Source organism: Streptomyces griseus subsp. griseus (assembly GCF_003610995.1).
Classification (GTDB): domain Bacteria; phylum Actinomycetota; class Actinomycetes; order Streptomycetales; family Streptomycetaceae; genus Streptomyces.
Genome location: NZ_CP032543.1, coordinates 4,431,246 through 4,456,309 on the forward strand (window position 1 = coordinate 4,431,246; position 25,064 = coordinate 4,456,309).

23 protein-coding genes are annotated in these 25,064 nt (G+C 72.5%); 13 read left to right on the plus strand and 10 right to left on the minus strand.

What is annotated here, in order from left to right; genetic code table 11:
* Positions 1 to 126 precede the first annotated feature (126 nt).
* Entirely contained in the window at positions 127 to 816 is a 690-nt protein-coding gene (locus tag D6270_RS20010; RefSeq protein WP_109164195.1) for a hypothetical protein, read from the minus strand.
* A 236-nt stretch (positions 817 to 1,052) separates the two neighbouring features.
* Between D6270_RS20010 and D6270_RS20020 the strand changes: the two genes are divergently transcribed.
* Positions 1,053 to 1,586 (plus strand): hypothetical protein, encoded by a 534-nt coding sequence (locus tag D6270_RS20020; RefSeq protein WP_109164194.1) that lies wholly within the window; start codon positions 1,053 to 1,055, stop codon positions 1,584 to 1,586.
* 65 nt (positions 1,587 to 1,651) lie between these two features.
* On the opposite strand, the gene D6270_RS20025 is transcribed toward D6270_RS20020, so the two are convergent.
* From D6270_RS20025 to D6270_RS20035, 3 genes are read right to left on the minus strand one after another with little or no spacing between them, the layout of a single operon-like run.
* Positions 1,652 to 2,431, minus strand: a complete 780-nt coding sequence (locus D6270_RS20025) for an enoyl-CoA hydratase/isomerase family protein (protein WP_109164193.1) — start codon at positions 2,429 to 2,431, stop codon at positions 1,652 to 1,654.
* A gap of 3 nt (positions 2,432 to 2,434) precedes the next feature.
* A complete protein-coding gene (locus tag D6270_RS20030) occupies positions 2,435 to 2,896 on the minus strand; it encodes a Zn-ribbon domain-containing OB-fold protein (protein ID WP_109164192.1) in 462 nt (153 codons plus the stop codon).
* Between the two features lie 4 nt (positions 2,897 to 2,900).
* A complete protein-coding gene (locus D6270_RS20035; RefSeq protein ID WP_109164191.1) occupies positions 2,901 to 4,049 on the minus strand; it encodes a lipid-transfer protein in 1,149 nt (382 codons plus the stop codon).
* 103 nt (positions 4,050 to 4,152) lie between these two features.
* Here D6270_RS20035 and D6270_RS20040 point away from each other — a divergent pair, with 103 nt between their 5' ends.
* Complete coding sequence (locus D6270_RS20040) at positions 4,153 to 5,706, plus strand: FadD3 family acyl-CoA ligase (protein ID WP_109164190.1); 1,554 nt, start codon at positions 4,153 to 4,155, stop codon at positions 5,704 to 5,706.
* A 181-nt stretch (positions 5,707 to 5,887) separates the two neighbouring features.
* Here D6270_RS20040 and D6270_RS20045 read toward each other — a convergent pair whose 3' ends face one another.
* A complete protein-coding gene (locus tag D6270_RS20045) occupies positions 5,888 to 6,067 on the minus strand; it encodes a hypothetical protein (RefSeq protein ID WP_109164189.1) in 180 nt (59 codons plus the stop codon).
* A gap of 224 nt (positions 6,068 to 6,291) precedes the next feature.
* Complete coding sequence (locus tag D6270_RS20050; protein WP_109164188.1) at positions 6,292 to 9,258, minus strand: SARP-family global regulator AfsR; 2,967 nt, start codon at positions 9,256 to 9,258, stop codon at positions 6,292 to 6,294.
* 300 nt (positions 9,259 to 9,558) lie between these two features.
* On the opposite strand from D6270_RS20050, the gene D6270_RS20055 reads away from it, so the two are divergent.
* The gene (locus D6270_RS20055; protein ID WP_109164187.1) at positions 9,559 to 10,779 is read left to right on the plus strand and encodes an amidohydrolase family protein; all 1,221 of its coding nucleotides are present in this window, start codon (positions 9,559 to 9,561) and stop codon (positions 10,777 to 10,779) included.
* 115 nt (positions 10,780 to 10,894) lie between these two features.
* Here the strand turns inward: D6270_RS20055 and D6270_RS20060 are convergent, their stop codons facing one another.
* A complete protein-coding gene (locus D6270_RS20060) occupies positions 10,895 to 11,734 on the minus strand; it encodes a MerR family transcriptional regulator (RefSeq protein WP_109167352.1) in 840 nt (279 codons plus the stop codon).
* Positions 11,735 to 11,892: 158 nt separating this feature from the next.
* Complete coding sequence (locus tag D6270_RS20065; protein WP_003967102.1) at positions 11,893 to 12,096, minus strand: cold-shock protein; 204 nt, start codon at positions 12,094 to 12,096, stop codon at positions 11,893 to 11,895.
* Between the two features lie 296 nt (positions 12,097 to 12,392).
* Between D6270_RS20065 and D6270_RS20070 the strand changes: the two genes are divergently transcribed.
* The 9 genes from D6270_RS20070 to D6270_RS20110 all read left to right on the plus strand — a co-directional run bounded on the left by D6270_RS20070 (position 12,393) and on the right by D6270_RS20110 (position 22,423).
* Positions 12,393 to 13,295: a menaquinone biosynthetic enzyme MqnA/MqnD family protein gene (locus D6270_RS20070; protein ID WP_109164186.1), complete on the plus strand. Its 903-nt coding sequence runs from the start codon at positions 12,393 to 12,395 to the stop codon at positions 13,293 to 13,295.
* Positions 13,296 to 13,583: 288 nt separating this feature from the next.
* Positions 13,584 to 15,488 carry a serine/threonine-protein kinase gene (locus D6270_RS20075; protein WP_109164185.1) on the plus strand — a complete coding sequence of 635 codons (1,905 nt, stop codon included), beginning with the start codon at positions 13,584 to 13,586 and terminating at the stop codon, positions 15,486 to 15,488.
* A gap of 71 nt (positions 15,489 to 15,559) precedes the next feature.
* Positions 15,560 to 16,759, plus strand: a complete 1,200-nt coding sequence (gene mqnC, locus D6270_RS20080; protein WP_109164184.1) for a cyclic dehypoxanthinyl futalosine synthase — start codon at positions 15,560 to 15,562, stop codon at positions 16,757 to 16,759.
* Between the two features lie 7 nt (positions 16,760 to 16,766).
* Positions 16,767 to 17,435, plus strand: coding sequence for an imidazolonepropionase-like domain-containing protein (locus D6270_RS20085; protein WP_109164183.1), 669 nt, complete (start codon positions 16,767 to 16,769; stop codon positions 17,433 to 17,435).
* 463 nt (positions 17,436 to 17,898) lie between these two features.
* Entirely contained in the window at positions 17,899 to 18,786 is an 888-nt protein-coding gene (locus tag D6270_RS20090) for an ABC transporter permease (protein ID WP_109164182.1), read from the plus strand.
* 55 nt (positions 18,787 to 18,841) lie between these two features.
* Positions 18,842 to 19,894 (plus strand): taurine ABC transporter substrate-binding protein, encoded by a 1,053-nt coding sequence (locus D6270_RS20095; protein ID WP_109164181.1) that lies wholly within the window; start codon positions 18,842 to 18,844, stop codon positions 19,892 to 19,894.
* Positions 19,878 to 20,732 (plus strand): ABC transporter ATP-binding protein, encoded by an 855-nt coding sequence (locus D6270_RS20100; RefSeq protein WP_109164180.1) that lies wholly within the window; start codon positions 19,878 to 19,880, stop codon positions 20,730 to 20,732. The genes D6270_RS20095 and D6270_RS20100 overlap by 17 nt, the downstream gene beginning before the upstream one ends.
* Before the next feature lie 35 nt (positions 20,733 to 20,767).
* Complete coding sequence (locus D6270_RS20105; protein ID WP_109164179.1) at positions 20,768 to 21,700, plus strand: TauD/TfdA dioxygenase family protein; 933 nt, start codon at positions 20,768 to 20,770, stop codon at positions 21,698 to 21,700.
* 30 nt (positions 21,701 to 21,730) lie between these two features.
* A complete protein-coding gene (locus tag D6270_RS20110) occupies positions 21,731 to 22,423 on the plus strand; it encodes a demethylmenaquinone methyltransferase (RefSeq protein WP_109164178.1) in 693 nt (230 codons plus the stop codon).
* A 15-nt stretch (positions 22,424 to 22,438) separates the two neighbouring features.
* Here D6270_RS20110 and D6270_RS20115 read toward each other — a convergent pair whose 3' ends face one another.
* The gene (locus D6270_RS20115) at positions 22,439 to 22,969 is read right to left on the minus strand and encodes a GNAT family N-acetyltransferase (protein WP_109164177.1); all 531 of its coding nucleotides are present in this window, start codon (positions 22,967 to 22,969) and stop codon (positions 22,439 to 22,441) included.
* Positions 22,970 to 23,066: 97 nt separating this feature from the next.
* Between D6270_RS20115 and D6270_RS20120 the strand changes: the two genes are divergently transcribed.
* Positions 23,067 to 24,350 carry a geranylgeranyl reductase family protein gene (locus tag D6270_RS20120; RefSeq protein ID WP_109164176.1) on the plus strand — a complete coding sequence of 428 codons (1,284 nt, stop codon included), beginning with the start codon at positions 23,067 to 23,069 and terminating at the stop codon, positions 24,348 to 24,350.
* Positions 24,351 to 24,425: 75 nt separating this feature from the next.
* On the opposite strand, the gene D6270_RS20125 is transcribed toward D6270_RS20120, so the two are convergent.
* Entirely contained in the window at positions 24,426 to 25,016 is a 591-nt protein-coding gene (locus D6270_RS20125) for a CGNR zinc finger domain-containing protein (protein WP_204117200.1), read from the minus strand.
* Between the last annotated feature and the right edge of the window lie 48 nt (positions 25,017 to 25,064).

Here is a 25,064-nt window from a genome sequence, read left to right on the forward strand (position 1 = left end):
TGAGGACGGGGCCGTTGACGGGGGCATCGTCAGGTCGGAGGGGGGATCGTCAGCTCCGAAGGGGCCGGTGCCCGGGAGATCCAGCCCGTCCGGCGATTGAGGACGGGACCCTCGACGCGGGGACCGTCACGGCTCCGGTGGCCGGCGCGGCGGATGCATCGGGTCCCGGGGGTCACCCTCCTGCGGAGCCTGCGGATACGACCGCGTACGGGGATCATGCGGATCCGGCCCCGTGTACGGCTCCACCTCCGGCTCCGGCCACGGCGACGTATGCGTCGACAGCCCCGGCTCCTGCGTCGGCGGCCACATGTCCACCTGATCCGCCGGCGGCACGCCATACGGCTCCACCGGCTCCCGCTCCCGCTCCCGCCGGGCCCGAGCCCGGGAACCAGCCCGCCCCCCAGCCCCCCGCCCACTCATCAACACCGCCCCGATCAACATCAGCACCCCGCCCGCAACCGCGTTCACCACCCCCACCTGAAGCCCCGACCCGTCCCCGCCCACCACCAGCGCCCCCTCCGCCTGCCCCTGGCGGACCATCCACAGGATCGTGAAGCCCAGCACCACCACCCCCGCGAACGCGACCACGATCCGCGACCGCACCAGCACGCCCGCGATCACGAGCAGCGCCGCGAACAGGAACGGCAGCAGGATCGAGACCAGCACCCCCGACTCCGTGGCGGTGATCCCCTCGAAGAGGTCCCGCACCCGGTAGTCCCGCCCCACCCGCCCGTCGTACCAGTCGCGGAACGGGCTCAGCACGGCGGAAGCGGCCCCGGCCAGGGCGACGAGTGAGCCGAGGATGTTGCGGATCATCGGCAGCCTCCAACGGCGTACGGCGAACACCCCCCCCACGACGCCGACGCTACGCCGGGACGATCACCCCCGCCACGCGGACGCCGCCGACCGCCCCGGGGATGTCCCGGCCCACAGACCATGACCGGACCGTGACAGGGCCATGACCTATCGGCGCCGCATCGTCCGGCATGCTGTGGACCGTCAGCACGAGGAACGGCAACACACGGGCAACGACAACAAGGGGGGCTGCATCCATGATGCGGCGACAGATGAAGCTCGCGGCGGTCCTGGTCGTGGTGGTGCTCGCGCTCACCGGATTCTCGACGTCCACCAGCGGCGGCAAGGGCAGCAAGAGCAAGGGCAGCAGCAGCTCCGGCGGCGGCTGCTCCAACTCCAAGAAGAGCAACAGCGGTTACCGCCACACCGACTACGACGACGATGACTACGACGACAACTCCTCGTCCGGCTCCTCGGGTTCCACCTACGGAACCCCGACGCCCACCGCCACCGACGGCCCCGCCGTCCGGGTCGTCCGCTGCGCCCAGCCGCGCAAGGGCAAGCGCAAGGCGGTCACCGCGTCCGTCGTGGAGCTGCGGTCGAACGACACGCGCCCGCACACGTACGAGGTGGACGTGACGTTCTACGACGCCCGCGGGAACGCCGTCGACACCGCCGAGACCACGACGACCCTCGACGGCGGCGACGTACGCAACCTCACCGTGCGGATGGACAGCCCGCGCCGGGTCTCCGAGGTCAAGCGGTGCGAGGTCACGGCCCAGCTGCTCTGAGCGGCCCAGCCGCCCGGAGAGGGGGCGCAGGGGCCCGGCGCCACACCACCTCACCGCCCCCATCCTCACCGCACCCTCGGCGCCCCGCCCCCGCCCCGCCGCCCCGCGAACAGCTCCGCCTGCCGCTCCGGCGCCAGGTTCCCCAGCGCGATCAGGGCCGGCGCCTGGGCCATCGCCTGTGTCCGGGCGGCCTCCTTCGCCGACCACACCGCCCGCACCGTGCCCTGCACCGCCTCGGTCGGGTACCCGGCGATCACGGCCGCCGCCCGCAGCGCCGCCGCCACCGCGCCCCCGGGCTCCGTCACCTCGCTGACCAGCCCGACCGCGTACGCCCGTTCGGCGCCGATCCGCTCCGCGGTGCCCATCAGGGCCATCCGGGCCACCTCCCCGAACGGCATCCGCTGGGCCATCGCGACCGCCTCGTACGCCGAGACCATCCCGTACGACGTGTGCGGGTCGAAGAAGGTGGCCTCCCGTGAGGCGACGACGAACTCCGCCTCACCCAGCAGATAGAACGCCCCGCCGCACGCCATCCCCTCCACGGCCGCGATCACCGGCTTCCACAGGTCGTTCGCCTTCGGCCCGACGCGCAGGAGGGGATCATCGATGGCGTACGGGGACGGGGGCTGCGGGACCTCCACACCCCGGTCGACCCCGGTGCAGAAGGCGCGGGTGCCGGCCCCGGTGAGGACCACGGCCCGCACCGACTCGTCGTACCGCAACTCCCGCCACAGCGAGGTGAGTTCCCCGGCCGTTTCCAGGTCGATGGCGTTCAGCTTCTCCGGCCGGTCGAGGGCCACGAGCGCGACCCCGCGCTCCCCGTCCCGCTCCACGCGCAGAGCCATGCCTCACCGCTCCAGCAACCAGCGCACCAGCGTGACACCGGCATCCGTGTCCGCCCCGGCCGGGCAGAACACCGCCCGCACCGGCGCCCCGATCCGCAGCCGCCCCGGGTCCACCGAGTTCAGCGCGGCCCCCGCGGAGGCGACGACGTTCCCGGCCAGCCGGATATGGGGGGCCTCCGCCAGCTCCACCAGCACCGCGTTGTACGGCGCCTGCTCGGCGTAGGCGGGGAGCAGTGGCGGGTGCGGGATCACGTACGACCAGAGCCGGCCGCGCCCGCTCATCGCCCGCCACTCGCTGTCGAAGGAGCCGCAGTGCGGGCAGCAGGGCCGGGGCGGGAAGCGCAGCTCGCCGCAGGCGGGGGAGGCGCAGGCCTGGACGCGCAGTTCGCCCCGGGCGGCGTACTCCCAGAAGGGCGCGCCGTCCTCGTCGGCGACGGGAAGCAGCAGGGAATCGTTCACGCCCATGTCCTCAACTCCTCAGCAGTACGGCCGATGTCGGTACGCCCTCGCCCGCCGTGACCAGGCAGGTGGCGGCGTCCGGCACCTGGGCGGTGGAGGTGCCGCGCAGCTGTTTGACGCCTTCGGTGATGAGGTTGAACCCATGGACGTACGCCTCGCTCAGCCCGCCGCCCCCGGTGTTGATCGGCAGCCGTCCACCGCTCTCCAGTGCCCCGCCCTCGGTGAACGCCCCGCCCTCGCCGCGCCCGCAGAATCCGTACCCCTCCAGGGAGAGCGGGACGAGCGGGGTGAACGCGTCGTACATCTGGGCCACATCGACGTCCTCGGGCCCGAAGTCGGCCTGTTTCCACAGCTGTCGGGCCGCTGTCCAGGCGGGTCCGGTGAGCGGGTCGTCGTTCCAGTAGTTGACCATCCCGTGGTGCTGGGCGGGCAGACCCTGGGCGACGGAGTGCAGATACACCGGCTTCCGCCGGCAGTCGCGGGCGCGCTCGGCGGAGACGATGACGCAGGCCAACGCCCCATCCGTTTCGAGGCAGTTGTCGAAGAGGCAGAGGGGTTCGCTGATCCAGCGGGAGGTCATGTACATCTCGCGGGTCAGCGGGCGGTCGTACATGATCGCGGCCGGGTTCTGGTTGGCCCGGTTACGGCAGGCGAGGGCGACGTTGAAGAGATGGTCGCGGGTGGCGCCGTACTCGTGCATGTAGCGGCGGGCCAGCATTCCGATCTCGTCGGCGGGGCGCAGGAGTCCGTAGGGGCGGGTCCACTGCGCGGGGGTCGGCAGCTGCACGGCGGTGTTCTTCCACGGCCGGGGCCCGGACCCGCGCTTGCGTGACCGCCAGGCGACGCCGACGCTCGCCTGCCCGGTGGCGATGGCGCCGGCGAGATGGCCGAGGGTGGCACAGGAGCCGCCACCGCCGTACCCCACCTTGCTGAAGAAGGTGACGTCCCCGGCGCCGATCGCCTTGGCGACCTCGACCTCGTCGGTCTCCTCCATCGTGTACGAGGCGAAGCCGTCGACCTCCGAGGGGGCGATGCCCGCGTCGTCGAGGGCGGCCAGGATCGCCCGGCAGGCGAGCGTCTTCTCGGACTCCGGGAGCCGTCTCGCGAACGCCGTCTGCCCGATTCCGGCTATTGCTGTCGCGTCCTTGAGCGTCGCCATCCGCCAACCTCCCGCACTCCCGCGCCTGCTGACAGCGGCAGAGGCTACCGCTAATCTGACGGATAGTCAGCTAGTGCGGCGGCGGCAGGGAGGCGGGCGCGTGATGCGAGGCGACGAGGAGTGGGGCAGCATCCCGGGGCTGGTACGGGAGGCGGCGCGACGGTACGGCCCGGTGGAGGCGGTCGTCGAGGGCCGCACCCGCCTGACGTACGCCGAACTCGGCGCCCGGGTGGAGCGTGCCGCCGCCGCGTGCATGGCCGCCGGGGTGGAGCCGGGCGACCGGGTCGCGATCTGGGCCCCGAACACGCTGGACTGGATCGTCTCCGCGCTCGGGTCGGTGAGCGCGGGCGCGGTGCTGGTGCCCCTGAACACCCGCTTCAAGGGCACGGAGGCGGCCCACATCCTGCGCCGCGGCCGGGCCAGGCTGCTCTTCGTCACCGGCACGTTCCTGGGCACGTCGTACGTGGCGTCCCTGCGCCGCTCGGAGGTGAAGCTGCCGGACCTGGAGCGGGTGGTGGTGCTGGCGCAGACGGCCCCGGAGGACTACACGAGCTGGCCGGAGTTCCTGGCGGCGGGCGAGGGGGTCCCGGCCGAGGCCGTACGGGAACGGGAGGCCGCCATCGCCCCCTCTGACCCCTCCGACATCATCTACACCTCGGGCACCACGGGCGCGCCCAAGGGGGCGGTGATCACGCATGCGCAGACGCTGCGCGCGTACGAGATCTGGAGCGAGCTGGCGGGCCTGCGCGAAGGCGACCGCTACCTGATCGTCAACCCCTTCTTCCACACCTTCGGCTACAAGGCGGGGATCATCGCCTGCCTGATGCGGGGGGCCACGATGGTCCCGCAGCCGGTGTTCGACGTGGACACGGTGCTGGCGAACATCGCGGCGGAACGCATCTCCGTCCTGCCGGGCCCGCCCACCCTCCACCAGTCCCTCCTGGACCACCCGGCCCGCGACGCGCACGACCTCTCCGCCCTGCGCCTGGTGGTCACCGGCGCGGCGGTGGTCCCCCTCCAGCTGGTGGAGCGCCTGCGCACCGAACTCGGCATCGCCACGGTCCTCACGGCGTACGGCCTCTCCGAGGCGAGCGGCATCGTCACGATGTGCCGCCGGGGCGATCCGGCGGAGACCGTGGCCACCACGTCCGGCCGCGCGATCCCCGGCACCGAGGTCCGCGTCCTCGCCGGGCCCGGGGCGCCCGGCGAGATCCAGGTCCGCGGCTTCAACGTGATGGCCGGCTACTTCGAGGACCCGGAGACCACGGCCGACGCGATCACCCCGGACGGCTGGCTCCGCACCGGCGACGTGGGCGTCCTGGACGGGGCGGGCAACCTGCGGATCACGGACCGGATCAAGGACATGTTCATCGTCGGCGGCTTCAACGCCTACCCGGCCGAGATCGAACAGCTCCTGGGCCTCCACCCGGACATCGCCGACGTGGCGGTCGTCGGCGTCCCCGACCCGCGCCTCGGCGAGGTCGGCAAGGCGTACGCGGTCCGCCGCCGGGGCGCCACGGTGACGGCGGACGACCTGATCGCCTGGTCCCGCCGCGAGATGGCGAACTTCAAGGTCCCGAGGGCGGTGGAGTTCCTCCCGGAACTCCCGCGCAACGCGAGCGGCAAGGTGGTGAAGGGGGAGCTGCGGGGGCGGTAGCCCCGCCCGGCCCCCGCCACGCCGGAGGAGCCGCCCCGTTCCCCCACGCCCGAGGGGCCCGAGCCCATCCCCAGGCCCGGGCCCCTCTGCGTACGACAGCTGCGACGGCTCCCCCTCCACGCCGCCGCGGCTGCTCCCCCGTACGTACCCCCCCGTATCCCCCGTTCCCCGTCGTGAAGGTCTACTTGGCGGGCTCGCTCGTGGCGTGCATGTCGCCGTTGGTGGTGTCCCCGCCGGTGGCGTGCATGTCCTTCGGCTTGAGCGGGCTGCCGGTGGCGTGCATGTCGCCGTTGGTCGTCTCGCCGCCGGTGGCGTGCATGTCCTGCGGCTTGATGACCGGGTTCTTCTTCGCGTCAGCCATATCGCTGTCCTCCCCTGGGCAGTGCTTCGTTTCCGGTTGATGAGAGGGCCCGCCCGGCTGTTCCCCCGTGGACTGCCGGGCGGGCCCTCTCCAGGGCCGCTCACCTTACGTCGCGGCCTCACCGTCAGCCCGTCTGCCCCCCGACGCGACGGATCGACAGGCATGAGAATCGCCGGTCGCGATAAACGAATGATGAACACGCGCGCCGAGGCCACCGGAAGGGGTTACGAGGGCGAGGCGGACGCCCCCGACGTGAGCAGCGCGCGGACCTCCGCCGCCTCCTGCGAGCCGAGCGCGTCGTAGATGCCCAGCGCCTCGCGCCAGCAGACCTCCGCCCGGCCGAACTGGCCGATCTGGACCAGGGAGCGGCCCAGCACCGTCAGGACGTTGCCCCGGCGCCACTCGCCGCCGATGCCCCGCAGCGCGGTGAGGGCCTGCTCCGCCTTGACCGCCGCGTCCGTCGCGTTCGCCGCCGTCAGGTCGACCTCCGCGAGCCGGAAGAGGGTCATGCCCTCCCACAGCCGCTGGCGACTGGCGCGGAAGACGTCCAGCGCCTCCAGCAGCCGCTCCGACGCCTCGGTGAACCTGCCGCTCTGGGTGAGCGCCATCCCCAGCGCGTAGCGGCCGTTGGCGCTGCGCAGGGTGTGGCCCATGCTGTCGTAGACGGCCGTGCCCTCCTCGGCCAGGGCCACCGCGCTGTCGGTGCGGCCGGTCGCCAGGTGGATGCGGGAGAGGTTGCAGAGCGCGCTCGCCTCGCCCGGCCGGTCCTGGAGGGAGCGGAAGTTGTCTATGGCCTGGGCGAAGTACCGCTCCCCGTCGTCGTGGCGGCTCTGGTAGAGCGCCATGATGCCCCGGGCGTTCGACGCCCAGCAGGCGGGCAACGGGTCCTGGTCGGCCTCGACCAGGCGCATCACGCTCTCCGCCTCCTGCTCGGCCTGGTCGAACCGGCCCGACGTGTGGTGCACGTCGGCCAGCGTCACCAGGGCGCGGACCTCGGAGCGCCGGTCGCCGCTCGTCCGGGCCGCCTCCAGCAGGGTCAGGGCGACGGTCTCGTACTGCTTCGCGTTCGCCCCCGACTCGCCCAGGTCCAGGGCCGCCCAGAGCAGGTCCACGCCCCGCCGCAGGGTGGAGGGTTCGCAGGAGCGGCGTACGCAGGCGAGCAGCGGGCCCGCCTCCGTGTACAGCCAGTCCAGCGCCGCCTGCCGGTCGCCGAACGTGAGACCGGGGTGGTCCGTCGGCTCCAGGTGGTTCACCAGCCGGTCGCCCGGCCGCTCCAGCGCATACACCCCCGCCGCCGTCGCCAGGTAGAAGTCCAGCAGCCGGGAGAGTGCCAGCTCCCGTTCCACCGGCGGCTGTTCGTCGCGTTCCGCGCAGGAGCGGGCGTAGAGGCGTACGAGGTCGTGGTAGCGGTAGCGGCCGGGGGCGGCCGACTCCAGGAGGGAGGTGTCGACCAGGGCCTCCAGCAGGTCCTCCGCCGTGTGCGGCTCCAGGTTCAGCAGGGCGGCCGCCGCGGCGAGCGAGATGTCGGGGCCGTCGGCGAGGCCGAGGAGGCGGAAGGCGCGGGCCTGGGCCGGTTCCAGCTGGCCGTAGCCGAGTTCGAAGGTGGCCTTGACCGCGAGGTCGCCCGCCTGGAGTTCGTCCAGGCGTCGGCGCTCGTCGGCCAGCTTGGCGGCGAGGACGGAGACCGTCCAGGTGCGGCGGGCGGCGAGGCGGGAGGCGGCGATGCGGATGGCGAGGGGGAGGAAACCGCAGGCGGCCACCACGTCCAGGGACGCTTCCCGTTCCGCGCCGACCCGTTCCGCGCCGACGATCCTCGTGAAGAGCTGGAGCGCCTCGTCCGGCGACATGACATCCAGGTCCACCAGATGGGCCCCGGCCAGGTCGACCATCCGGACCCGGCTGGTCACCAGGGCCGCGCAGCCGGGCGTGCCGGGCAGCAGCGGGCGGATCTGGGCCGCGTCGTGGGCGTTGTCGAGGAGGACGAGGATGCGGCGGCCGTCCAGCGTGGAGCGGTAGAGCGCGGCCCGCTCGTCCAGCGTGTCCGGGATCGCCGAGTCCGCGGTGCCGAGCGCCCGCAGGAACGAGCCGAGGACCGTCTCCGGCTCGGCCGCCCGGGCGCCCGCGCCCTGGAGGTCGACGTAGAGCTGGCCGTCGGGGAAGTGGGGACGGGCCTGGTGGGCGACGTGAACGGCCAGCGTCGTCTTGCCGACCCCGCCGATACCGGCCAGCGCGGAGACCGCCATCACCGAACCCTCGGCGGTGGCCAGTTGGGCGCCCAGATCCCGTACGAAGGAGTCCCGGCCGGTGAAGTCGGGCACCGTCGCCGGAAGTTGCGCGGGTCGCAGGGGCGCTGGCGCGGGGGCCGGTGCGCCCGCCGGGCGGGCCAGCTCCTCGTCGGCCCGCAGGATGCGCTGCTGGAGCTGGGCCAGTTCGGGGCGCGGGTCGACGCCCAGCTCCTCGGCGAGGAGGCGGCGGGTGTCCGCGTACACCGCCAGCGCCTCCGCCTGTCGGCCGCTGCGGTACAGCGCCACCATCAGCAGCTCGCGCAGCCGCTCCCGCAGCGGGTGGGCGGCGGTGAGCGCGGTCAGTTCCGAGACCGCCTCCGCGTGGCTGCCCACCTCCAGGTCCAGATCGAGGCGGGCCTCGGTCAGCTGGAGGCGCCACTCCTCCAGCCGGGTGCGCTGGTTCTCCGCGTACGGGCCCGGCACGGAGGCCAGCGCCTCGCCGTCCCACAGCCCCAGCACCTTGTTGATCAGGGTGCGGGCCTGGAGCCGGTCACCGCCCGCGCGGGCCTTCTCCGCCTCGGCGGCCAGGTCCTGCGCCAGGGTGAGGTCGAGTGAGCCGCGCCCGATCCGCAGCGCGTACCCGCCCGCCTCGCTCACCAGGGTCTCCTGGCCCAGGATCTTCCGCAGCCGGGAGGCGTACGTACGGATCGTGGCCAGCGCCTGCGAGGGCGGGTCCTCGCCCCAGAACGCGTCGATCAGCTCGTTCGCCGTGGCCGTCCGGCCCTCGCGCAGGAGCAGGGCGGCCAGGAGCGCGCGCTGCTGGGGGGAGCCGGAGGGGAGCGCCTCGGCGCCGCGCCATGCCCGTACCGGCCCCAGAACGGTGAACCTGAGGGAGTCGGCGGCCCCCGGTTCCTCCGGAGCGCGCTGCTCCGGTACGCGCACGCGTGGCCCGTGATCACGGCCCATTGATGCCCCCTGTCCTGCTCGCCTGCCGGCCCGCCTCGTCAGCGGGTCCTGCCGGTGGTGCCCGTCTCCGAAGGTCCGCCCGTTCTCGGCCGTTGTCCGTCCGTGCGTCGAAGTGCGGTGTACATCCCGATTGTTCGGTACCGCTGACATCGCGCTCAACAGTCTGCCTTGTCGCGGGCGGCCCCGTCAGCAGTGGGTGACGCTCTGCACAAGCCCTCGACAACGATTGGGGAACCGCGCCCGCCGCCGATGCGCGCACGGCAGCTGACGGTTCGTCAGATCGGCGCTACCGTGGAACGCATGGAGACCTTCCCGAAGATCATCTCGGTGGACGACCACACGGTGGAGCCCGCTCATGTCTGGCGGGACCGGCTCCCGTCCAGGTACGCGGACTCCGGCCCGCGCATCGTCCGCGCACCGCTGAAGGAAATGACCTTCATGGGCGGAAAGTTCGCGCCCGTGATGGGAGCGCCGGGCGATGAAGGACCGGTCGGCGACTGGTGGGTCTACGAGGACCTGCACCGGCCGCTCACCCGCCTGGACACCGCCGTCGGCTACGACAGGGACGAGATCAAGCTGGAGATCATCACCTACGAGCAGATGCGCCCGGGCTCCTTCTCGGTCCCGGAGAGGCTCGCCGACATGGACGTCAACCACGTCCAGTCCGCCCTGTGCTTCCCCACCTTCCCGCGCTTCTGCGGCCAGACGTTCACCGAAGCGAAGGACCGCGAGCTGGGGCTGCTCGGCGTGCGCGCGTACAACGACTGGATGGTGGAGGAGTGGTGCGGCCCCGAGGCGCGCGGCCGCCTGATCCCGCTCACCCTCGTCCCGCTCTGGGACGCGGAGCTCGCCGCCGCCGAGGTCCGGCGCAACGCGGCCCGGGGCGTGCGCGCGGTCGCGTTCTCCGAGATACCTCCCCATCTCGGGCTTCCGTCCATACATACGGACAAGTGGGATCCGTTCCTCGCGGCCTGCGCCGAGACCGGCACCGTCATCGCCATGCACATCGGCTCGTCCTCGAAGATGCCGTCCACCTCCGCCGACGCCCCGCCCGCCGTCGGCTCCACCATCACCTTCGCCAACTGCTGCTTCTCGATGGTCGACTGGCTGATGAGCGGCAAGTTCGAGCGCTTCCCGGGGCTGAGGATCATGTACGCGGAGGGGCAGATCGGCTGGATCCCGTACATCCTGGAACGCGCCGACGTCGTCTGGGAGGAGAACCGCGGCTGGGGCGGCGTCGCCGACAAGGTCCACCGCCCGCCGTCCGAACTCTTCGCCGACCACGTCTACGGCTGCTTCTTCGACGACGCCTTCGGCCTGAGGAACCTGGACGCGATCGGCGTCGGGAACGTCCTGTACGAGACGGACTACCCGCACTCCGACTCCACCTGGCCCAAGTCCCGCGAGGTCGGCGAGGCGCAGATGGGCCACCTCGAACGGGACGTCGTGGACCGGATCGTGCGCGGCAACGCGATCGACCTGCTGGGACTGACGGAGGACGGTCTCTGGGCGGGGGCGTAGGCGTACGCGTCCGGGGCGCGCCGGGCTGTGGTGTCCGGGAGGGGCCGGTGGCGCGCCCGGGGAGGGGCCGGCTGGGCAGGGCCGCCGCTCCTCCCCGTACGCCGTACACCCGGCGTCAGGCCTTCGTCACCGGCTCCTGGAGCTCCGTCACCCACCGGCTCAGGTCCTCCGGGCACTCCAGGCTGACCTCGCGGGCGTACCCCGTGGAGCGGTAGCCGTTGGCGTCCAGCCAGCGGGCCAGGGTCTGCGCGGTCGGCAGCACATCGTCCATCGCGCCCCGGTGCACGACCGTCGCCGCCTCGAACGGGGGCAGCTCCACCACCCGTACCCCGGTCCCGCCGACCGGCCCCACCGGCGCCGACACCGTCACCCCCGCGTGCACGACGACCGCGCCGCCGCCCTCGGGAGAGCCGTGCGGGGCGTCCTCGTACCAGGCGGTCCCGGGACCGGCCGGCCGGACGCCGGCGCCTTCCAGGAGCGGGAGGAGCCTCTCGTACAGCGGACCGATCACCGGCCCGATGTCCTGCGGCTCGAAGCTCGCGGCGATCCCGGTCAGCTCGGCCACCCGGACCGCGGGAACGGTCTTGATCACAACGTCGTCGGCAGGCATGTGCCCCTCGCTCTCGATCGACCGGAGCCGCGCCTCGACCTGCGCCAGCCGCGCCGTCGCCGCTGCCGCCGCCTCCGCCAGCTCCGCCCGGCGCAGCCGCAGCATCCCGCGCAGCTCCTCGGGCCCCACCCGCTCGTCCAGGACGTCCCTCACCTGCTGGAGCGTGAAGCCGAGGTCCTTGAGCGCGATGATCCGGTTGAGCCGGGCGAGCTGGGCGGCGCCGTAGAAGCGGTAGCCGGTGGCGGGGTCGGTACGGTCCGGGCGCAGCAGTCCGATGGCGTCGTAGTGACGCAGCATCCGGGGCGACACCCGCCCGTACCTGGCGAAGTCTCCGATGGTGAACATGATGGATCCCACTGCACGGCTTCACACGGGGTGAAGGTCAAGGGTCGCCGGTCCGGCGCCTCCCGGGAACAGGCAGGAGCCCCGTTCCTCCGCCGGAGCGGGGGAGCGGGGCTCCTTGGGTACTGCTATGTACGGCCGCGATCGGCCGACCCGGGCAACTAGGCCGGGGTGACGTTCTCAGCCTGCGGACCCTTGGGTCCCTGAGTGACGTCGAAGTTCACGACCTGGTTCTCCTCGAGGGAGCGGAACCCGGACGCGTTGATCGCGGAGTAGTGAACGAAGACATCCGGGCCGCCGCCGTCCTGGGCGATGAAGCCGAAGCCCTTTTCAGCGTTGAACCACTTGACGGTTCCGGTAGCCATAAGCCCTCCTTGGGCCAAAGGGTTGCCCTGCTCCAGAACCTGCAAACAAGTCTGAAAACTACAAAAGCCTGCGGGTTACATGCTCCGCAGGCTCTGTACTGCAAGGGAAACCAAACTGCAACTTGCGGGCGAGCCTAGCACGCAGTCTCCGGAGAGCGGTAGAGGGAAAGATCACTTCACCCGAACGTTTGATTGCCCGCCGCGAGAGTAAGCAGGGAGCTCCGGGGAGGCCGCCGGAGCGGCTCCGCGGGCGCCCCGGTGGTGCCGGCCGCCGGGGGCGGGTCTAGCCTCACGATGTGGACAATTCAACCGTCTCAGCCAGTGACGCCCCAGCCGGTGAGGGCAGCGAAGGCGACGACCGTCGCAGTCGGCCCCGCGTCGGCCACATCCAGTTCCTGAACTGCCTGCCGCTCTACTGGGGCCTGGCACGCACCGGGACCCTCCTCGACCTGGAGCTCTCGAAGGACACCCCGGAGAGGCTCAGCGAGCAGCTGGTCAGAGGCGACCTGGACATCGGCCCGGTCACCCTCGTGGAGTACCTGCGCAACGCCGACGACCTGGTGGCCTTCCCGGACATCGCGGTCGGCTGCGACGGGCCCGTGATGTCCTGCGTGATCGTCTCCCAGGTCCCGCTGGAGCAGCTCGACCGGGCCCGGGTCGCCCTCGGCTCCACCTCGCGCACCTCCGTGCGCCTGGCCCAGCTGCTGCTCGCCGAGCGCTACGGGGTCCGGCCCGACTACTACACCTGCCCGCCCGACCTCGGGCTGATGATGCAGGAGGCGGACGCGGCCGTCCTGATCGGGGACGCCGCCCTGCGCGCCAACCTGCACGACGCCCCCCGCCTCGGGCTCCAGGTCCACGACCTGGGCCTGATGTGGAAGGAGTGGACGGGGCTGCCGTTCGTCTTCGCCGTCTGGGCGGCGCGCAAGGACTTCCTGGCCGCCCACCCCGAGACGGCGGCCAAGGTGCACCAGGCGTTCCTGGCCTCCCGGGACCTCTCCCTGGAGGAGGTCACCAAGGTCGCGGAGCAGGCGGCCCGCTGGGAGGCCTTCGACGCGGAGGTGCTGGAGCGGTACTTCACGACCCTGGACTTCCGTTTCGGTCCGGAGCAGCTGGCCGGCGTACGCGAGTTCGCCCGCCGCACCGGACCCGACACCGGGTATCCGGCGGATGTTCACGTGGAGCTGCTCGGCGGCTGAGCCGTTGAACGGTTGCGCCCTTGCCCCGGGGGAAAGCAACCAATTCCCTTTTCCGGTTCCCCGGCCAAGGCAATTGGTCGAGAGGCCGCCGAACAACGCATTTGCGCCTTTCCCCGGGGCGAAAAGATCCCCTCCTGCCCTGAGTAAGGGGGAATGGTCCGGCCGTTTACCGGTGACCGCGCCGGTGGCGCCCCCTAGGCTTCGGTCCGGGTCCGGACCGACCGCAGGACTCGCAGCCACAGGGCTCACGGGCTCACAGGGGTCACGGGGTTCACAGGGGGAGGCCATATGCAGCCGCTGGAAGCGGGCGAACCGCGCGCCATCGGCGCCTACCGGCTGCTCGGCCGGCTCGGTGCGGGCGGCATGGGCCGGGTCTATCTCGGACGCAGCGCCGGCGGCCGCACGGTCGCGGTGAAAGTGGTCCACCCGCACTTCGCCCTGGACGAGCAGTTCCGCGCCCGGTTCCGCCGCGAGGTGGAGTCCGCGCGGCGCATCGGCGCGCAGTGGACGGCCCCGGTCCTGGACGCGGACCCGGACGCCCCGGTGCCCTGGGTCGCCACCGGTTACGTCGCCGGGCCGCCGCTCTCCCAGGCGATCACCGAGCACGGCCCGCTGCCCGAGCACGCGGTCCGCACCCTGGGCGCCGGGCTCGCCGAGGCCCTCCACGTCGTCCACGGCCAGGGCATCGTCCACCGCGATGTGAAGCCCTCCAACGTGCTGCTCGCCCTGGACGGCCCCCGCCTCATCGACTTCGGCATCGCCCGGGCTCTCGGCGCGACCGTCTCGCTCACCTCCACCGGCGTCTCCGTCGGCTCGCCCGGCTACATGGCGCCCGAGCAGATCCGGGGCCGGGACGTCTCCGGTGCGGCGGACGTCTTCTCGCTGGGCGCGGTCCTGGCGTACGCGGCGACCGGCGCGGCCCCCTTCTCCGGCGACTCCTCCGCCGTACTCCTCTACAAGGTGGTGCACGAGGAGCCGGAGCTGGGCGACCTGGAGGGTGAGCTGCGCGAGGTGGTCGCCGGGTGCCTGTCCAAGGACCCGGACGCCCGGCCCGCCCCGGCCGACCTCGCCCGCACGCTGGCTCCGGACGGGGCGGCGGCGATGGTGGCGGCGGGGTGGCTGCCGGGCCGGCTGGTGGGCGAGGTGAGCCGGTCGGCGGTGGCGCTGCTGGACCTGGAACCGCAGGACGCCCCGGTGGGCTCGGGCCCGGTGCCGTTCAGCAGCGCGTCGCTGGGGGCGGGGTTCGGGACGGGCACCGAGACCCACGAGGGCCCGGGCTCCGATTCCCGTACGGGCTCCGACACCGGTTCCGGTCTCGATCCGCGCACGGGCTCCGGTTCCGGTTCCGATCCACGTACGGCCTCCGGTTCCGGCGCCGACCCCCGTACCGGCTCCGGCCTCCTCGGCGTCTTCGGCCCGCCCCTCGGCCACGCACCGGACGTTCCTCCCGGCACCCCGCCCCCGCCCGGCGTGCCCCCGGGCGGTCCGCTCCCCGGGCAGCGGGCCGTCGACCCCCGGTTCTCCGTCACCGTCAGCGCCGACTCGCGGACGGGCGGCGGCTCCGGGGCGCGCCGGAGCCGCCGGGTGAGCTGCACCGTCGCGCTGGCCGTGGCGGGCGCGTTCGCGGTGGTCGCCCTCGGCTCGGGCCTGCTGGACGGCCTCATCCCGGGCGGCGACGCGGACGGGCGCAAGGGCAATGACACCGCGGCCGAGCGGCCCTCCCCGTCCACCACCGCGTCCGCGCCCGCGCAACCGGCCCCCTCCGCATCCGGGGACCCCTCGGACGGGGCTTCCGACGGGGGTGGGGCCCCGGTGGGCGAGGTGCCGAAGGCGTTCGTCGGCACCTGGGAGGGGCCGCTCACCGAGAAGACGAGCGGGCAGCCGCACGGCACCCTCACCGCGGTCTTCACCGAGGGGGAGAAAGGCGCCCAGGTCGTCCGGATGTCCACCACGATCTCCCAGCTCGGCCTCACCGTCAGCTGTCACAGCGTCGGCACCCTCACCTCCGGCACCGCGAAGGAGCTGAAGATCCGCGAGCGCACCGACCCGGACCGCCCCAGCACCCCGGGCCTGTGCACCACCACCGAGGCCGACCTGGTCTTCCGCCTCACCGACGGCACAACGCTCGGCTACCGCTCGCTGGAGCGCGGCGCGGGCCTTCCGTACGGGGACCTCACCCGGTCCGGCGGCTGACGGCGCTGGGGGCTGGCGTACGCTGGATCGGTCCGAGGATCCTCAAAAAACCGCCGAAAGGTGACAGCCCGGTGACCGAGAAGGCCGACCTTCAGCCCGTCCTCGACCGAGCCGCCGAGGGCGGTCGGATCACCCCGGAGGAGGCGCTCGACCTCTACCGCTCGGCGCCGCTGCACGCGCTGGGGGCGGCCGCCGACGCCGTACGCCGACGCCGCTACGCCGGTACGGAGCACATCGCGACGTACATCATCGAGCGCAACATCAACTACACCAACGTGTGTGTCACGGCCTGCAAGTTCTGCGCCTTCTACGCGCCGCCCAAGGACACGGCCAAGGGCTGGACCCGGGACATCGAGGACATCCTGCGCCGCTGCGCGGAGACCGTGGAGCTGGGCGGGACCCAGATCATGTTCCAGGGCGGCCACCACCCGGACTTCGGCGTGGAGTATTACGAGGAGCACTTCTCCGCGATCAAGAAGGCGTTCCCGCAGCTGGTCATCCACTCCCTCGGCGCCTCCGAGATCGAGCACATGGCCCGGATCTCCAAGGTCTCCGCCGAGGAGGCCATCAGCCGTATCCACGCCGCCGGTCTGGACTCCTTCGCCGGTGCGGGCGCCGAGCTGCTGCCCGCCCGGCCGCGCAACGCCATCGCCCCGCTCAAGGAGTCCGGCGAGCGGTGGCTGGAGATCATGGAGATCGCGCACGGCCTCGGCGTCGAGTCCACCTCCACCATGCTGATGGGGACCGGCGAGACCAACGCCGAGCGGATCGAGCACCTGCGGATGATCCGGGACGTCCAGGACCGTACGGGCGGCTTCCGCGCCTTCATCCCGTACACCTACCAGCCGGAGAACAACAAGCTGAAGGGCCGCACGCAGGCCACGCTCTTCGAGTACCTGCGGATGATCTCCATCGCCCGGCTCTTCCTCGACAACGTGGCCCACATCCAGGGCTCCTGGCTGACCACCGGCAAGGAGGTCGGCCAGCTGTCGCTGCACTACGGTGCCGACGACCTCGGCTCCATCATGCTGGAGGAGAACGTCGTCTCCTCGGCCGGAGCCAAGCACCGGTCCAACCGGCTGGAGATCATCGACCTGATCCGCAAGGCGGACCGGGTCCCGGCGCAGCGCGCCACCACGTACGAGCACCTCGTCGTGCACGACGACCCGGCGAACGACCCCGTCGACGAGCGGGTCGTCTCGCACATCTCCTCCACCGCGATCGAGGGCGGCACGGCCCACCCGGAGCTCAAGCTCCTCAACGCCAACTGACCTACCCGTGCTGACGATTCACGCCGCGTCGCTGGTCCTTCCGGTCGGCGCGGCGGCCGTTGCGGAGGGTGCGGTGGCCGTGGACGGCGACCGGATCGCCGCCATCGGGCCGTACGAGGAGGTCGTCGCCGCCCACCCGGCGGCCCGGGTCCGCCGCTGGCCCGGCCTCCTCACGCCCGGACTCCGCCAGGACCGGGCCCGCGCGCTGCTCACCCGCTGCTACCACCCGGACCCGCGCGAGGCCGACGAGCTGGGTGAACTGCCGCTGTGGGGCGAGGAGTTCGAGCGGCTCGCGGCGAGGATGGACACGGCCCGGCGGGCAGGCAGCGTGCGGCGCGGGCTCCAGCGGATGCTGCGGCACGGGACCACGCATGTGGTGGGCCCGTTCGGCGCGGACGAGCCGGTGCTGCGGACGGCGCTCTCCCGGTCGGGGCTGGTCCAGGTCCCGGGGCTGCCGGTTCAGCTCCAGGGGCGACCGGAGGGCGGCCCGCCGGACCTGGACCCCTTCACGGCCGGCGGCGACCTGTCCGCCACCGCCCACGCCCCGCTGACCGTGGGCGGCCGCGCCGACCTCGCGGTCTTCGACGTGGCCGACGAGGCGGCGCTGCGCGCGGGCGGGGCGAGGCTCTGCGTGGCGACGGTGCTCGCGGGACGTCTCGTCCACCGCGCCCGCTGAGCCGACTCCGTACGACGGGTCCACGGCACCGAAGGGCCGCCCGGACAGCGCCCGTTGGCGCGTAGTCGATCGGAGACCGGGCGGCGGGACGGAACGTCTCATTCCTCGGTACGAATCTGGTGCCGCGCGGAACGCCTGTGTTAGAACAACTGCCGTGACAGTCGATCGTTTTCTGGTGGAGTGCCTCCACATCGATCTCTGCCGCGTCTCCAGCGCTTCCTGTTGTTGAGGCCCTGCCGCGGCATCCTCACTGATGCCCTGAGGCGCTGACCCCTCGGCGCTGCCCGTGTCCGCGACCGGTACCTGATCCCTCTGCGCGTACGTATCCGTACGTCCTCGGCTTCCGGTTCTCCGCGTCCGCCGCCGCGGCCTCTTCTTCTTCCTCCTCCCTCCCCTTCCCGGCGGTTGTCCGCTCCCGGCTTGTCCCTGAGCCCGGTGGACTGCCCTGTCCCCGGAGCCCTCCATGACCACGCCCTCTTCCGTGCGGGAACGGGCCGCCGACGTGCCCGCGTCCGGCGTGCGTCCCCCGGCCGAGCGCCCGGCGGCCGGACGCACACCGGAGCGCGGCGCGCGCCGGCGCCGTGTCGGGCTCCGGCTCGTCGCCCTCGCCGTCCTCCTCGCGCTCTGGCAGCTGGTGACCGTGCTCCAGCTCTGGTCACCGGTGCTGGTGCCCTCGCCCGCCGCCGTCTGGCGTGCGCTGCTGGAGACCTCCGGCACGCACGACGGGGTGCGCGGCTACCAGGGCCACACCCTGATCGAACACCTCGGCATCAGCCTGCGCCGCATCGCCATCGGGGCCGGCGCGGGCGTCGTCGCCGGTCTGGTCATCGGTGTCCTGATGGGGACGCTGCCGTGGGTACGGGTGGTGCTGGAGCCCGCCGTGGCGTTCCTGCGGACCCTGCCGCCGCTCGCCTACTTCAGCCTGCTGATCATCTGGTTCGGCATCGACGAGTCGCCCAAGCTCTGGCTGCTCGCCATCGCCGCCATGCCGCCGGTCGCCGTGGCCACCGCCTCCGCCGTGGCGTCCGCGCCGACCGCCCTGGTCGAGGCGGCCCGGGCGATCGGGGCCAAGCGCGGGCAGGTCGTGGCCTCGGTGGTGCTGCCGTCCGCGCTGCCGGAGATCCTCATCGGCGTCCGCCTCGCCTTCGGCATCGCGTACTCCTCGGTGGTCGCCGCCGAGACGGTCAACGGGCTGCCCGGCATCGGCGGTCTGATCCGGGACGCCCAGCGCTACAACCAGTCGGACACCGTCGTCCTCGGCCTCTTCGCCATCGGCATCTCCGGCCTGCTCATCGACGCCGCGCTCCGCGTGGCATCGGACCGGCTCGCCCCGTGGCGACGCCACGCGTGACCCCGCTCATCCCCTTCTCTCCCTCTCCATCCACCCCAGCACTAAGGACACGCACATGGCCGGAACACGCGGTTGGCTCCGCCTCTCCTCGATCGCCGCCGCACTCGGCGCCCTGCTGGTGGTGACGGCCTGCGGTGAGGGCGGTTCCGGCGACGGGGGCAAGGGCGGCGACAAGACGATACGCATCGCCTACCAGGCCTTTCCCAGCGGCGACCTGATCGTCAAGGAGAAGGGCTGGCTGGAGAGGGCGCTCCCGGGATACAAGATCAAGTGGACCAAGTTCGACTCCGGCGCCAGCATCAACACCGCCTTCGTGGCCGGTTCCGTGGACCTCGCGGCCATCGGCTCCAGCCCGGTCGCCCGGGGTCTCTCCGAGCCGCTGAACATCCCGTACCAGGTCACCTGGGTCCTGGACGTGGCCGGGGAGAACGAGGCGCTGGTAGCCCGTAACGGCTCCAAGGTCTCCTCCGTCGAGGAGCTGGTGGGCAAGAAGGTCGCGACCCCGTTCAGCTCCACCTCGCACTACAGCCTGCTCGCCGCCCTCGACCGGGCCGGGGTGGACGCCTCGAAGGTCCAGCTCCTCGACCTGGAGCCGCAGGACATCCTGGCCGCCTGGACGCGCGGCGACATCGACGCCACGTACGTCTGGCTGCCCACCCTGGAGGAGCTGAAGAAGACCGGCAAGGTCCTCGTCTCCAGCCGCGAACTCGCCGCGGCGGGCAAGCCGACCCTCGACCTCGGGGTCGCCTCCACCGGCTTCCTCAAGGCCCACCCCGATGTGCTGCCCGCCTGGCGCAAGGCGCAGGCCCAGGCACTCGACCTGATCCACGACGACCCGGACGCGGCCTCCGCCGCCGTCGGCAAGCAGCTCGGGATCAGCCCGGCCGAGGCGGGTGCCCAGATCAAGCAGGGCATCTTCCTCAAGCCGGCCGAGCAGGCCGACGCGAAGTGGCTGGGGACTCCCGGCAAGGTCGGCGGTCTCGCGGACAACCTGCACAGCGCGGCGCGGTTCCTCGTCGACCAGAAGCAGATCGACGCCGCGCCCGACCTGGACGAGCTGCGGAAGTCCATCTACGTGGAAGGGCTCACCGATGCCGTCTCTCCCTGACGCGGAGAACGAGAACCCCACCGTCCCGGAGCAGCGTCAAGGCGACCCCGTCGTCTCCGTACGCGACGTCGAGCACACCTACGGCGGCCGGGGCGCCCAGAGCGTGACGGCTCTCGGCCCGGTCTCCCTGGAGATCCCCGCCGGGGAGTTCCTGGTCCTCGTCGGCCCCTCCGGCTGTGGCAAGAGCACCCTGCTCCGCCTCATCGCGGGCTTCGAGCGGGCCTCGTCGGGCGAGGTCGAGGTGTTCGGCGAGCACCCCGAGCCCGGCCACCACGCGGGCATCGTCTTCCAGCAGCCCCGTCTCTTCCCGTGGCGCACGGTCGGCGACAACGTCGGCCTCGCGCTGAAGTACGCGGGCGTTCCCCGGGCCGAACGGGCCGACCGGACCGCCGAGTTGCTGGAGCGCGTCGGCCTCGCCGACACCGCCGGCCGCCGCATCTGGCAGATCTCGGGCGGCCAGCAGCAGCGGGTGGCCATCGCCCGCGCCCTGGCGGGCGGCAAGCGGCTGCTGCTCCTGGACGAACCGTTCGCCGCGCTGGACGCGCTCACCCGGGAGCGGCTCCAGGAGGACCTGCGCACGGTCTCCGCCGAGACCGGCACCACGTCGGTCTTCGTCACCCACAGCGTGGACGAGGCGGTCTTCCTCGGCACCCGCACGGTCGTGCTCAGCGCGCGGCCGGGCCGGGTGGCGCTGGACATCCCGATCGGCCTGCCGCGCACCGGCACCGGCCCCGACGAGCTGCGCGGGCTGCCGGAGTACGCCGCGCTGCGCGCCGGGATCGGTACGGCGGTCCGCGACGCGGCCCGCCGACCCCTTCACGTACGACCGGCCCGCTGAGCCCCTCCCGTACGACCGAGAAGAGAGGTAGAGCCATGACCCTCACCACCCCGCACACCGTCCCCGCCCTGCGCGGCCACCGCATCCCCGCCGACGGGCTGTACGAGGGCCCGCGCGTGCTGCGCCGGATGCCGGAGGGCTGGACCGAGCGGCCGTACGAGCTCTTCGAGCTGGTGCCGCGCGGCCGGGTGATCGGCGCCGAGATCCACGGCGTCGACCTCTCCCGTCCCCTGGACGCGGCCGTGCGCGCCGACCTGGACCGGGCGCTGCTGGAGTGGAAGGTGCTGTTCTTCCGGGAGCAGCACCTCACCTCCCAGCAGCAGCGTGCCTTCGCCGGGCACTGGGGCGAGCTGGAGACCAACCCGCTGCTCGCCACCGGCGACGCCCCGGAGGTGGCCCGCCTGGACCGCTCCGCGGTCCCCACCTTCGAGAACGTCTGGCACGCGGATGTCACCTTCCGCGAGCGCCCGGCGCTCGGCGCGGTCCTCCAGCTGCGCGAGGTCCCGCCGGTGGGCGGGGACACGTTGTGGGCGGACATGGCGGCGGCGTACGACAACCTGCCCCAGGAGGTGAAGGAGCGCGTCGAGGGGGCGCGGGCGGTGCACGACTTCATCCCCGGGTTCTCCCGGTTCTACCCGCCGGAGCGGCTGGCCCCGCACCAGGAGCGGTTCCCGCCGGTGGAGCACCCGGTGGTGCGGCGCCACCCGGTCACCGGCCGCCGGACGATCTTCGTCAACGCCTCGTTCACCACCCGGATCGTCGGGTTCGGGCAGGAGGAGAGCGACCGCCTGCTGAAGCTGCTGTTCCAGCAGGCGCACGCGCCGGAGTTCCAGGTGCGGTACGGCTGGCGGGCGGGCGATGTCGCGTTCTGGGACAACCGGGCCACCCAGCATTACGCGGTCAACGACTACGCCCCGCACCGCCGGGTCGCCGAGCGGGTCGCCATCGCGGGGGACCGCCCCCACTGATCCGTACGGGCGGGCTGCTTGAATGGACGGGTGACCCGAGCCTCCCTGGACAAGCAGCCGCACGAAGTCGCCTCGATGTTCGACGGTGTGGCGGCCAACTACGACCTGACCAACGACGTGATCTCGCTGGGCCAGGCCCGGCAGTGGCGCAAGGCGGTCGCGGCGGCGGTCGACGCCCGCCCCGCGCAGAAGATCCTCGACCTGGCGGCGGGCACCGCGACCTCCTCGCAGCCCTTCGCCCAGGCCGGCGCCTACGTGGTGCCGTGCGACTTCTCGCTCGGCATGCTGGAGGTCGGCAAGCGCCGCCACCCGTGGATGCCGTTCACGGCCGGTGACGGGATGAAGCTGCCGTTCAAGGACGAGGTCTTCGACACCGTCACGATCTCCTTCGGGCTGCGCAACATCCAGGAGACCGAGACCGCGCTGAGCGAGCTGTACCGGGTGACGAAGCCGGGCGGCAAGGTCGTGATCTGCGAGTTCTCGCAGCCGACCTGGGCCCCCTTCCGCACGGTCTACACCGAGTACCTGATGCGCGCGCTGCCGCCGACCGCCCGGGCCGTCTCCTCCAACCCGGACGCGTACGTCTATCTCGCCGAGTCCATCCGCGCCTGGCCCGACCAGCCCGGCCTCGCCGCACTCCTCCAGCAGGCGGGCTGGTCGAAGGTGGCGTGGCGCAACCTCACCGGCGGCGTGGTGGCCCTGCACCGGGCCACCCGCGCCTGACCTCCGTACGGGGTCTCAGAGCTCCAGCCGGTAGCAGCGCGCCTCCTGTCCGGGGCGCGGGGTGGTGAAGGTCTCCGCGAGCCGCATCCCGAGCCGTTCCGCCACCGCGATGGACCGGGCGTTACGGGAGTCGATCATCGCGACGACGTCCGGCACCCCGGCCGCCCGCAGCCGCTCCAGTGTGGTGCGCGCGGCGGCGGTGGCGTAACCGCGCCCCCAGGAGGAGCGCCCCAGCCGCCAGCCGATCTCGATGGCGCCGACCGGCCCGTAGTGGCTGTGCGGCCATGGCTGCGCCCCGGTGAAGCCGAGCACGGTGCCGTCCTCGTCCGTGACGGTCCACAGGCAGTAGCCGAGCTCCGCGTCATGGCGGCGCTGACGGGCGGTGAGTTCCTCGTACACGGAGAAGTCCGCTCTCCGGCCGCCGAAGAACTCCATCACCTCGGGATCGTCGAAGACCCGGTGCCAGAACAGCGCGTCCTCGTCGGTCGGGACGCGCAGGCGTACCGCGGGGGCGGGAGCAGTGGGCGGAACAGGTGCTATCGACATGAGGGAGCCCTTCGGAGGGTTGTTCAGCAGGCCCCCATAGACTGCACGGGACATGTGCCGCGCGGCACGCGAATTCGAGTCTTCGGGAGATCCGACCGTGACCGAGCCCCTCTCCGAGCACAGCGCGGACGTGATCGTCGTCGGAGCGGGCCCAGCCGGCTCCACGACCGCGTACTACCTCGCCAAGGCCGGACTCGACGTCCTGCTGCTGGAAAAGACGGCGTTCCCCCGCGAGAAGGTCTGCGGCGACGGCCTCACCCCCCGCGCCACGAAACAGCTCGTCTCCATGGGGATCGACATCTCCGAGGAGGCGGGCTGGCTGCGCAACAAGGGCCTGCGCATCATCGGCGGCGGCGTCCGGCTCCAGCTGGACTGGCCGGATCTCGCGTCCTACCCGGACTACGGACTGGTCCGTAAACGCGACGACTTCGACGAGCAGCTGGCCCGGCAGGCGCAGAAGGCCGGCGCCCGGCTGTACGAGCGCTGCAACGTGGGCGCCCCGATCCGCGACGAGCGCACCGGGCGCATCACCGGCGTCGAGGCGAAGATGGGCGAGGAGAAGACCCCGGTCACCTTCCACGCCCCGCTCGTGGTCGCCGCCGACGGCAACTCCACCCGGCTCTCCCTCGCGATGGGCCTGCACCGCCGCGAGGACCGCCCGATGGGCGTCGCCGTCCGTACGTACTTCACCTCGCCCCGCCACGACGACGACTACCTGGAGTCCTGGCTGGAGCTGTGGGACCGCCGGGGTGCCGAGGACCGGCTGCTGCCCGGCTACGGCTGGATCTTCGGCATGGGCGACGGCACCTCCAACGTGGGCCTCGGCATCCTCAACTCCTCCTCCGCCTTCAAGGAGCTGGACTGGCGCGAGGTGCTCAAGGCCTGGTGCGCCTCCATGCCCGAGGAGTGGGGCTACACCCCGGAGAACATGACAATGCCCATCCGGGGCGCCGCCCTCCCCATGGCCTTCAACCGCCAGCCGCACTACACCAAGGGCCTCCTGCTCGTCGGTGACGCGGGGGGCATGGTCAACCCGTTCAACGGCGAAGGCATCGCGTACGCCATGGAGTCGGGCCAGATCGCGGCCGACGTCATCGTCCAGGCCCACGCCCGCGCCACCCCCGCCCAGCGCGAACTGGCCCTGAACAACTACCCGAAGGTGCTCAAGGAGACCTACGGCGGCTACTACACGATGGGCCGCGCCTTCGTGAAGCTGATCGGCAACCCGAAGGTCATGAAGGTCGCCACCCAGCGGGGTCTGACCCACCCGCTGTTGATGAAGTTCACGCTGAAGATGCTGGCCAACCTGACCGACCCGCAGGGCGGCGACGCGATGGACCGCATCATCAACGGGCTGTCGAAGGTGGCCCCGAAGGCCTGACGGCCGCCATGTCCGGTGCGGCGGGCGGACCCGTCCCGCCCGCCGCACCGCCGGTCCCCTGGCGGCCTTGCGGGTTCAGCTCTGGCCGGTCGTCCCCCGCGTGCGCTCGTAGTGGCGCGCCACCCGGGCCCGGTTGCCGCAGGACGGGCGGCACCACTCCTGGCGGCCGTGGCTCCTGATGAAGTACCGCACGCAGCGCGGCGCGTGGCAGGCCCGCAGCTGTTCGCGCTCCGGTCCGCTCAGGAAGTCGACGGCATCGCGCGCCAGCGCCGCGACCAGCCGGACGCGCGGATCGCCCCCGGCCGACAACAGCCGCGCTGCCGGGGCCCCTTCGACGGGCCACTCCAACTGCGGGGCGACCAGCTCCCGGGCGGCGGCCGCGTTGAGGTGGGCCAGCGCCTGGCCGGCGGGCATCAGACGGTGGGCGTCGGCCGGGCTGGGCGGGGCGGGGCTGAGCACCCGCGCGAACAGGGCCCGCACGGCCCTCCGTACGCCGACGATCTCGTCCCGCAGTTCCTCGTCGGCGACCAGCTCACCGCTGAGGAACTCCTGGGGCGCGACGTCCCCGCTCTGCTGCTGGATCCACCGCGTCGCCCCCCGGACCGTCTCCAGGTCGTCGGCGACGCCGCCTTCTCCGTCGTGGTGGATGGTGCTCACCAGTTCCATGACGGGCCGCTGTGCCACCGCCTCGCCCCCTTCGCCGCCCTGCCCCTG

Coding starts and splice junctions, on each gene's coding strand:
- D6270_RS20010 (WP_109164195.1), bottom strand. CDS start 816: ATGATCCGCAACATCCTCGGCTCACTCGTCGCCCTGGCCGGGGCCGCT.
- D6270_RS20020 (WP_109164194.1), top strand. CDS start 1,053: ATGATGCGGCGACAGATGAAGCTCGCGGCGGTCCTGGTCGTGGTGGTG.
- D6270_RS20025 (WP_109164193.1), bottom strand. CDS start 2,431: ATGGCTCTGCGCGTGGAGCGGGACGGGGAGCGCGGGGTCGCGCTCGTG.
- D6270_RS20030 (WP_109164192.1), bottom strand. CDS start 2,896: ATGGGCGTGAACGATTCCCTGCTGCTTCCCGTCGCCGACGAGGACGGC.
- D6270_RS20035 (WP_109164191.1), bottom strand. CDS start 4,049: ATGGCGACGCTCAAGGACGCGACAGCAATAGCCGGAATCGGGCAGACG.
- D6270_RS20040 (WP_109164190.1), top strand. CDS start 4,153: ATGCGAGGCGACGAGGAGTGGGGCAGCATCCCGGGGCTGGTACGGGAG.
- D6270_RS20045 (WP_109164189.1), bottom strand. CDS start 6,067: ATGGCTGACGCGAAGAAGAACCCGGTCATCAAGCCGCAGGACATGCAC.
- D6270_RS20050 (WP_109164188.1), bottom strand. CDS start 9,258: ATGGGCCGTGATCACGGGCCACGCGTGCGCGTACCGGAGCAGCGCGCT.
- D6270_RS20055 (WP_109164187.1), top strand. CDS start 9,559: ATGGAGACCTTCCCGAAGATCATCTCGGTGGACGACCACACGGTGGAG.
- D6270_RS20060 (WP_109167352.1), bottom strand. CDS start 11,734: ATGTTCACCATCGGAGACTTCGCCAGGTACGGGCGGGTGTCGCCCCGG.
- D6270_RS20065 (WP_003967102.1), bottom strand. CDS start 12,096: ATGGCTACCGGAACCGTCAAGTGGTTCAACGCTGAAAAGGGCTTCGGC.
- D6270_RS20075 (WP_109164185.1), top strand. CDS start 13,584: ATGCAGCCGCTGGAAGCGGGCGAACCGCGCGCCATCGGCGCCTACCGG.
- D6270_RS20090 (WP_109164182.1), top strand. CDS start 17,899: ATGACCACGCCCTCTTCCGTGCGGGAACGGGCCGCCGACGTGCCCGCG.
- D6270_RS20095 (WP_109164181.1), top strand. CDS start 18,842: ATGGCCGGAACACGCGGTTGGCTCCGCCTCTCCTCGATCGCCGCCGCA.
- D6270_RS20100 (WP_109164180.1), top strand. CDS start 19,878: ATGCCGTCTCTCCCTGACGCGGAGAACGAGAACCCCACCGTCCCGGAG.
- D6270_RS20105 (WP_109164179.1), top strand. CDS start 20,768: ATGACCCTCACCACCCCGCACACCGTCCCCGCCCTGCGCGGCCACCGC.
- D6270_RS20115 (WP_109164177.1), bottom strand. CDS start 22,969: ATGTCGATAGCACCTGTTCCGCCCACTGCTCCCGCCCCCGCGGTACGC.
- D6270_RS20125 (WP_204117200.1), bottom strand. CDS start 25,016: ATGGAACTGGTGAGCACCATCCACCACGACGGAGAAGGCGGCGTCGCC.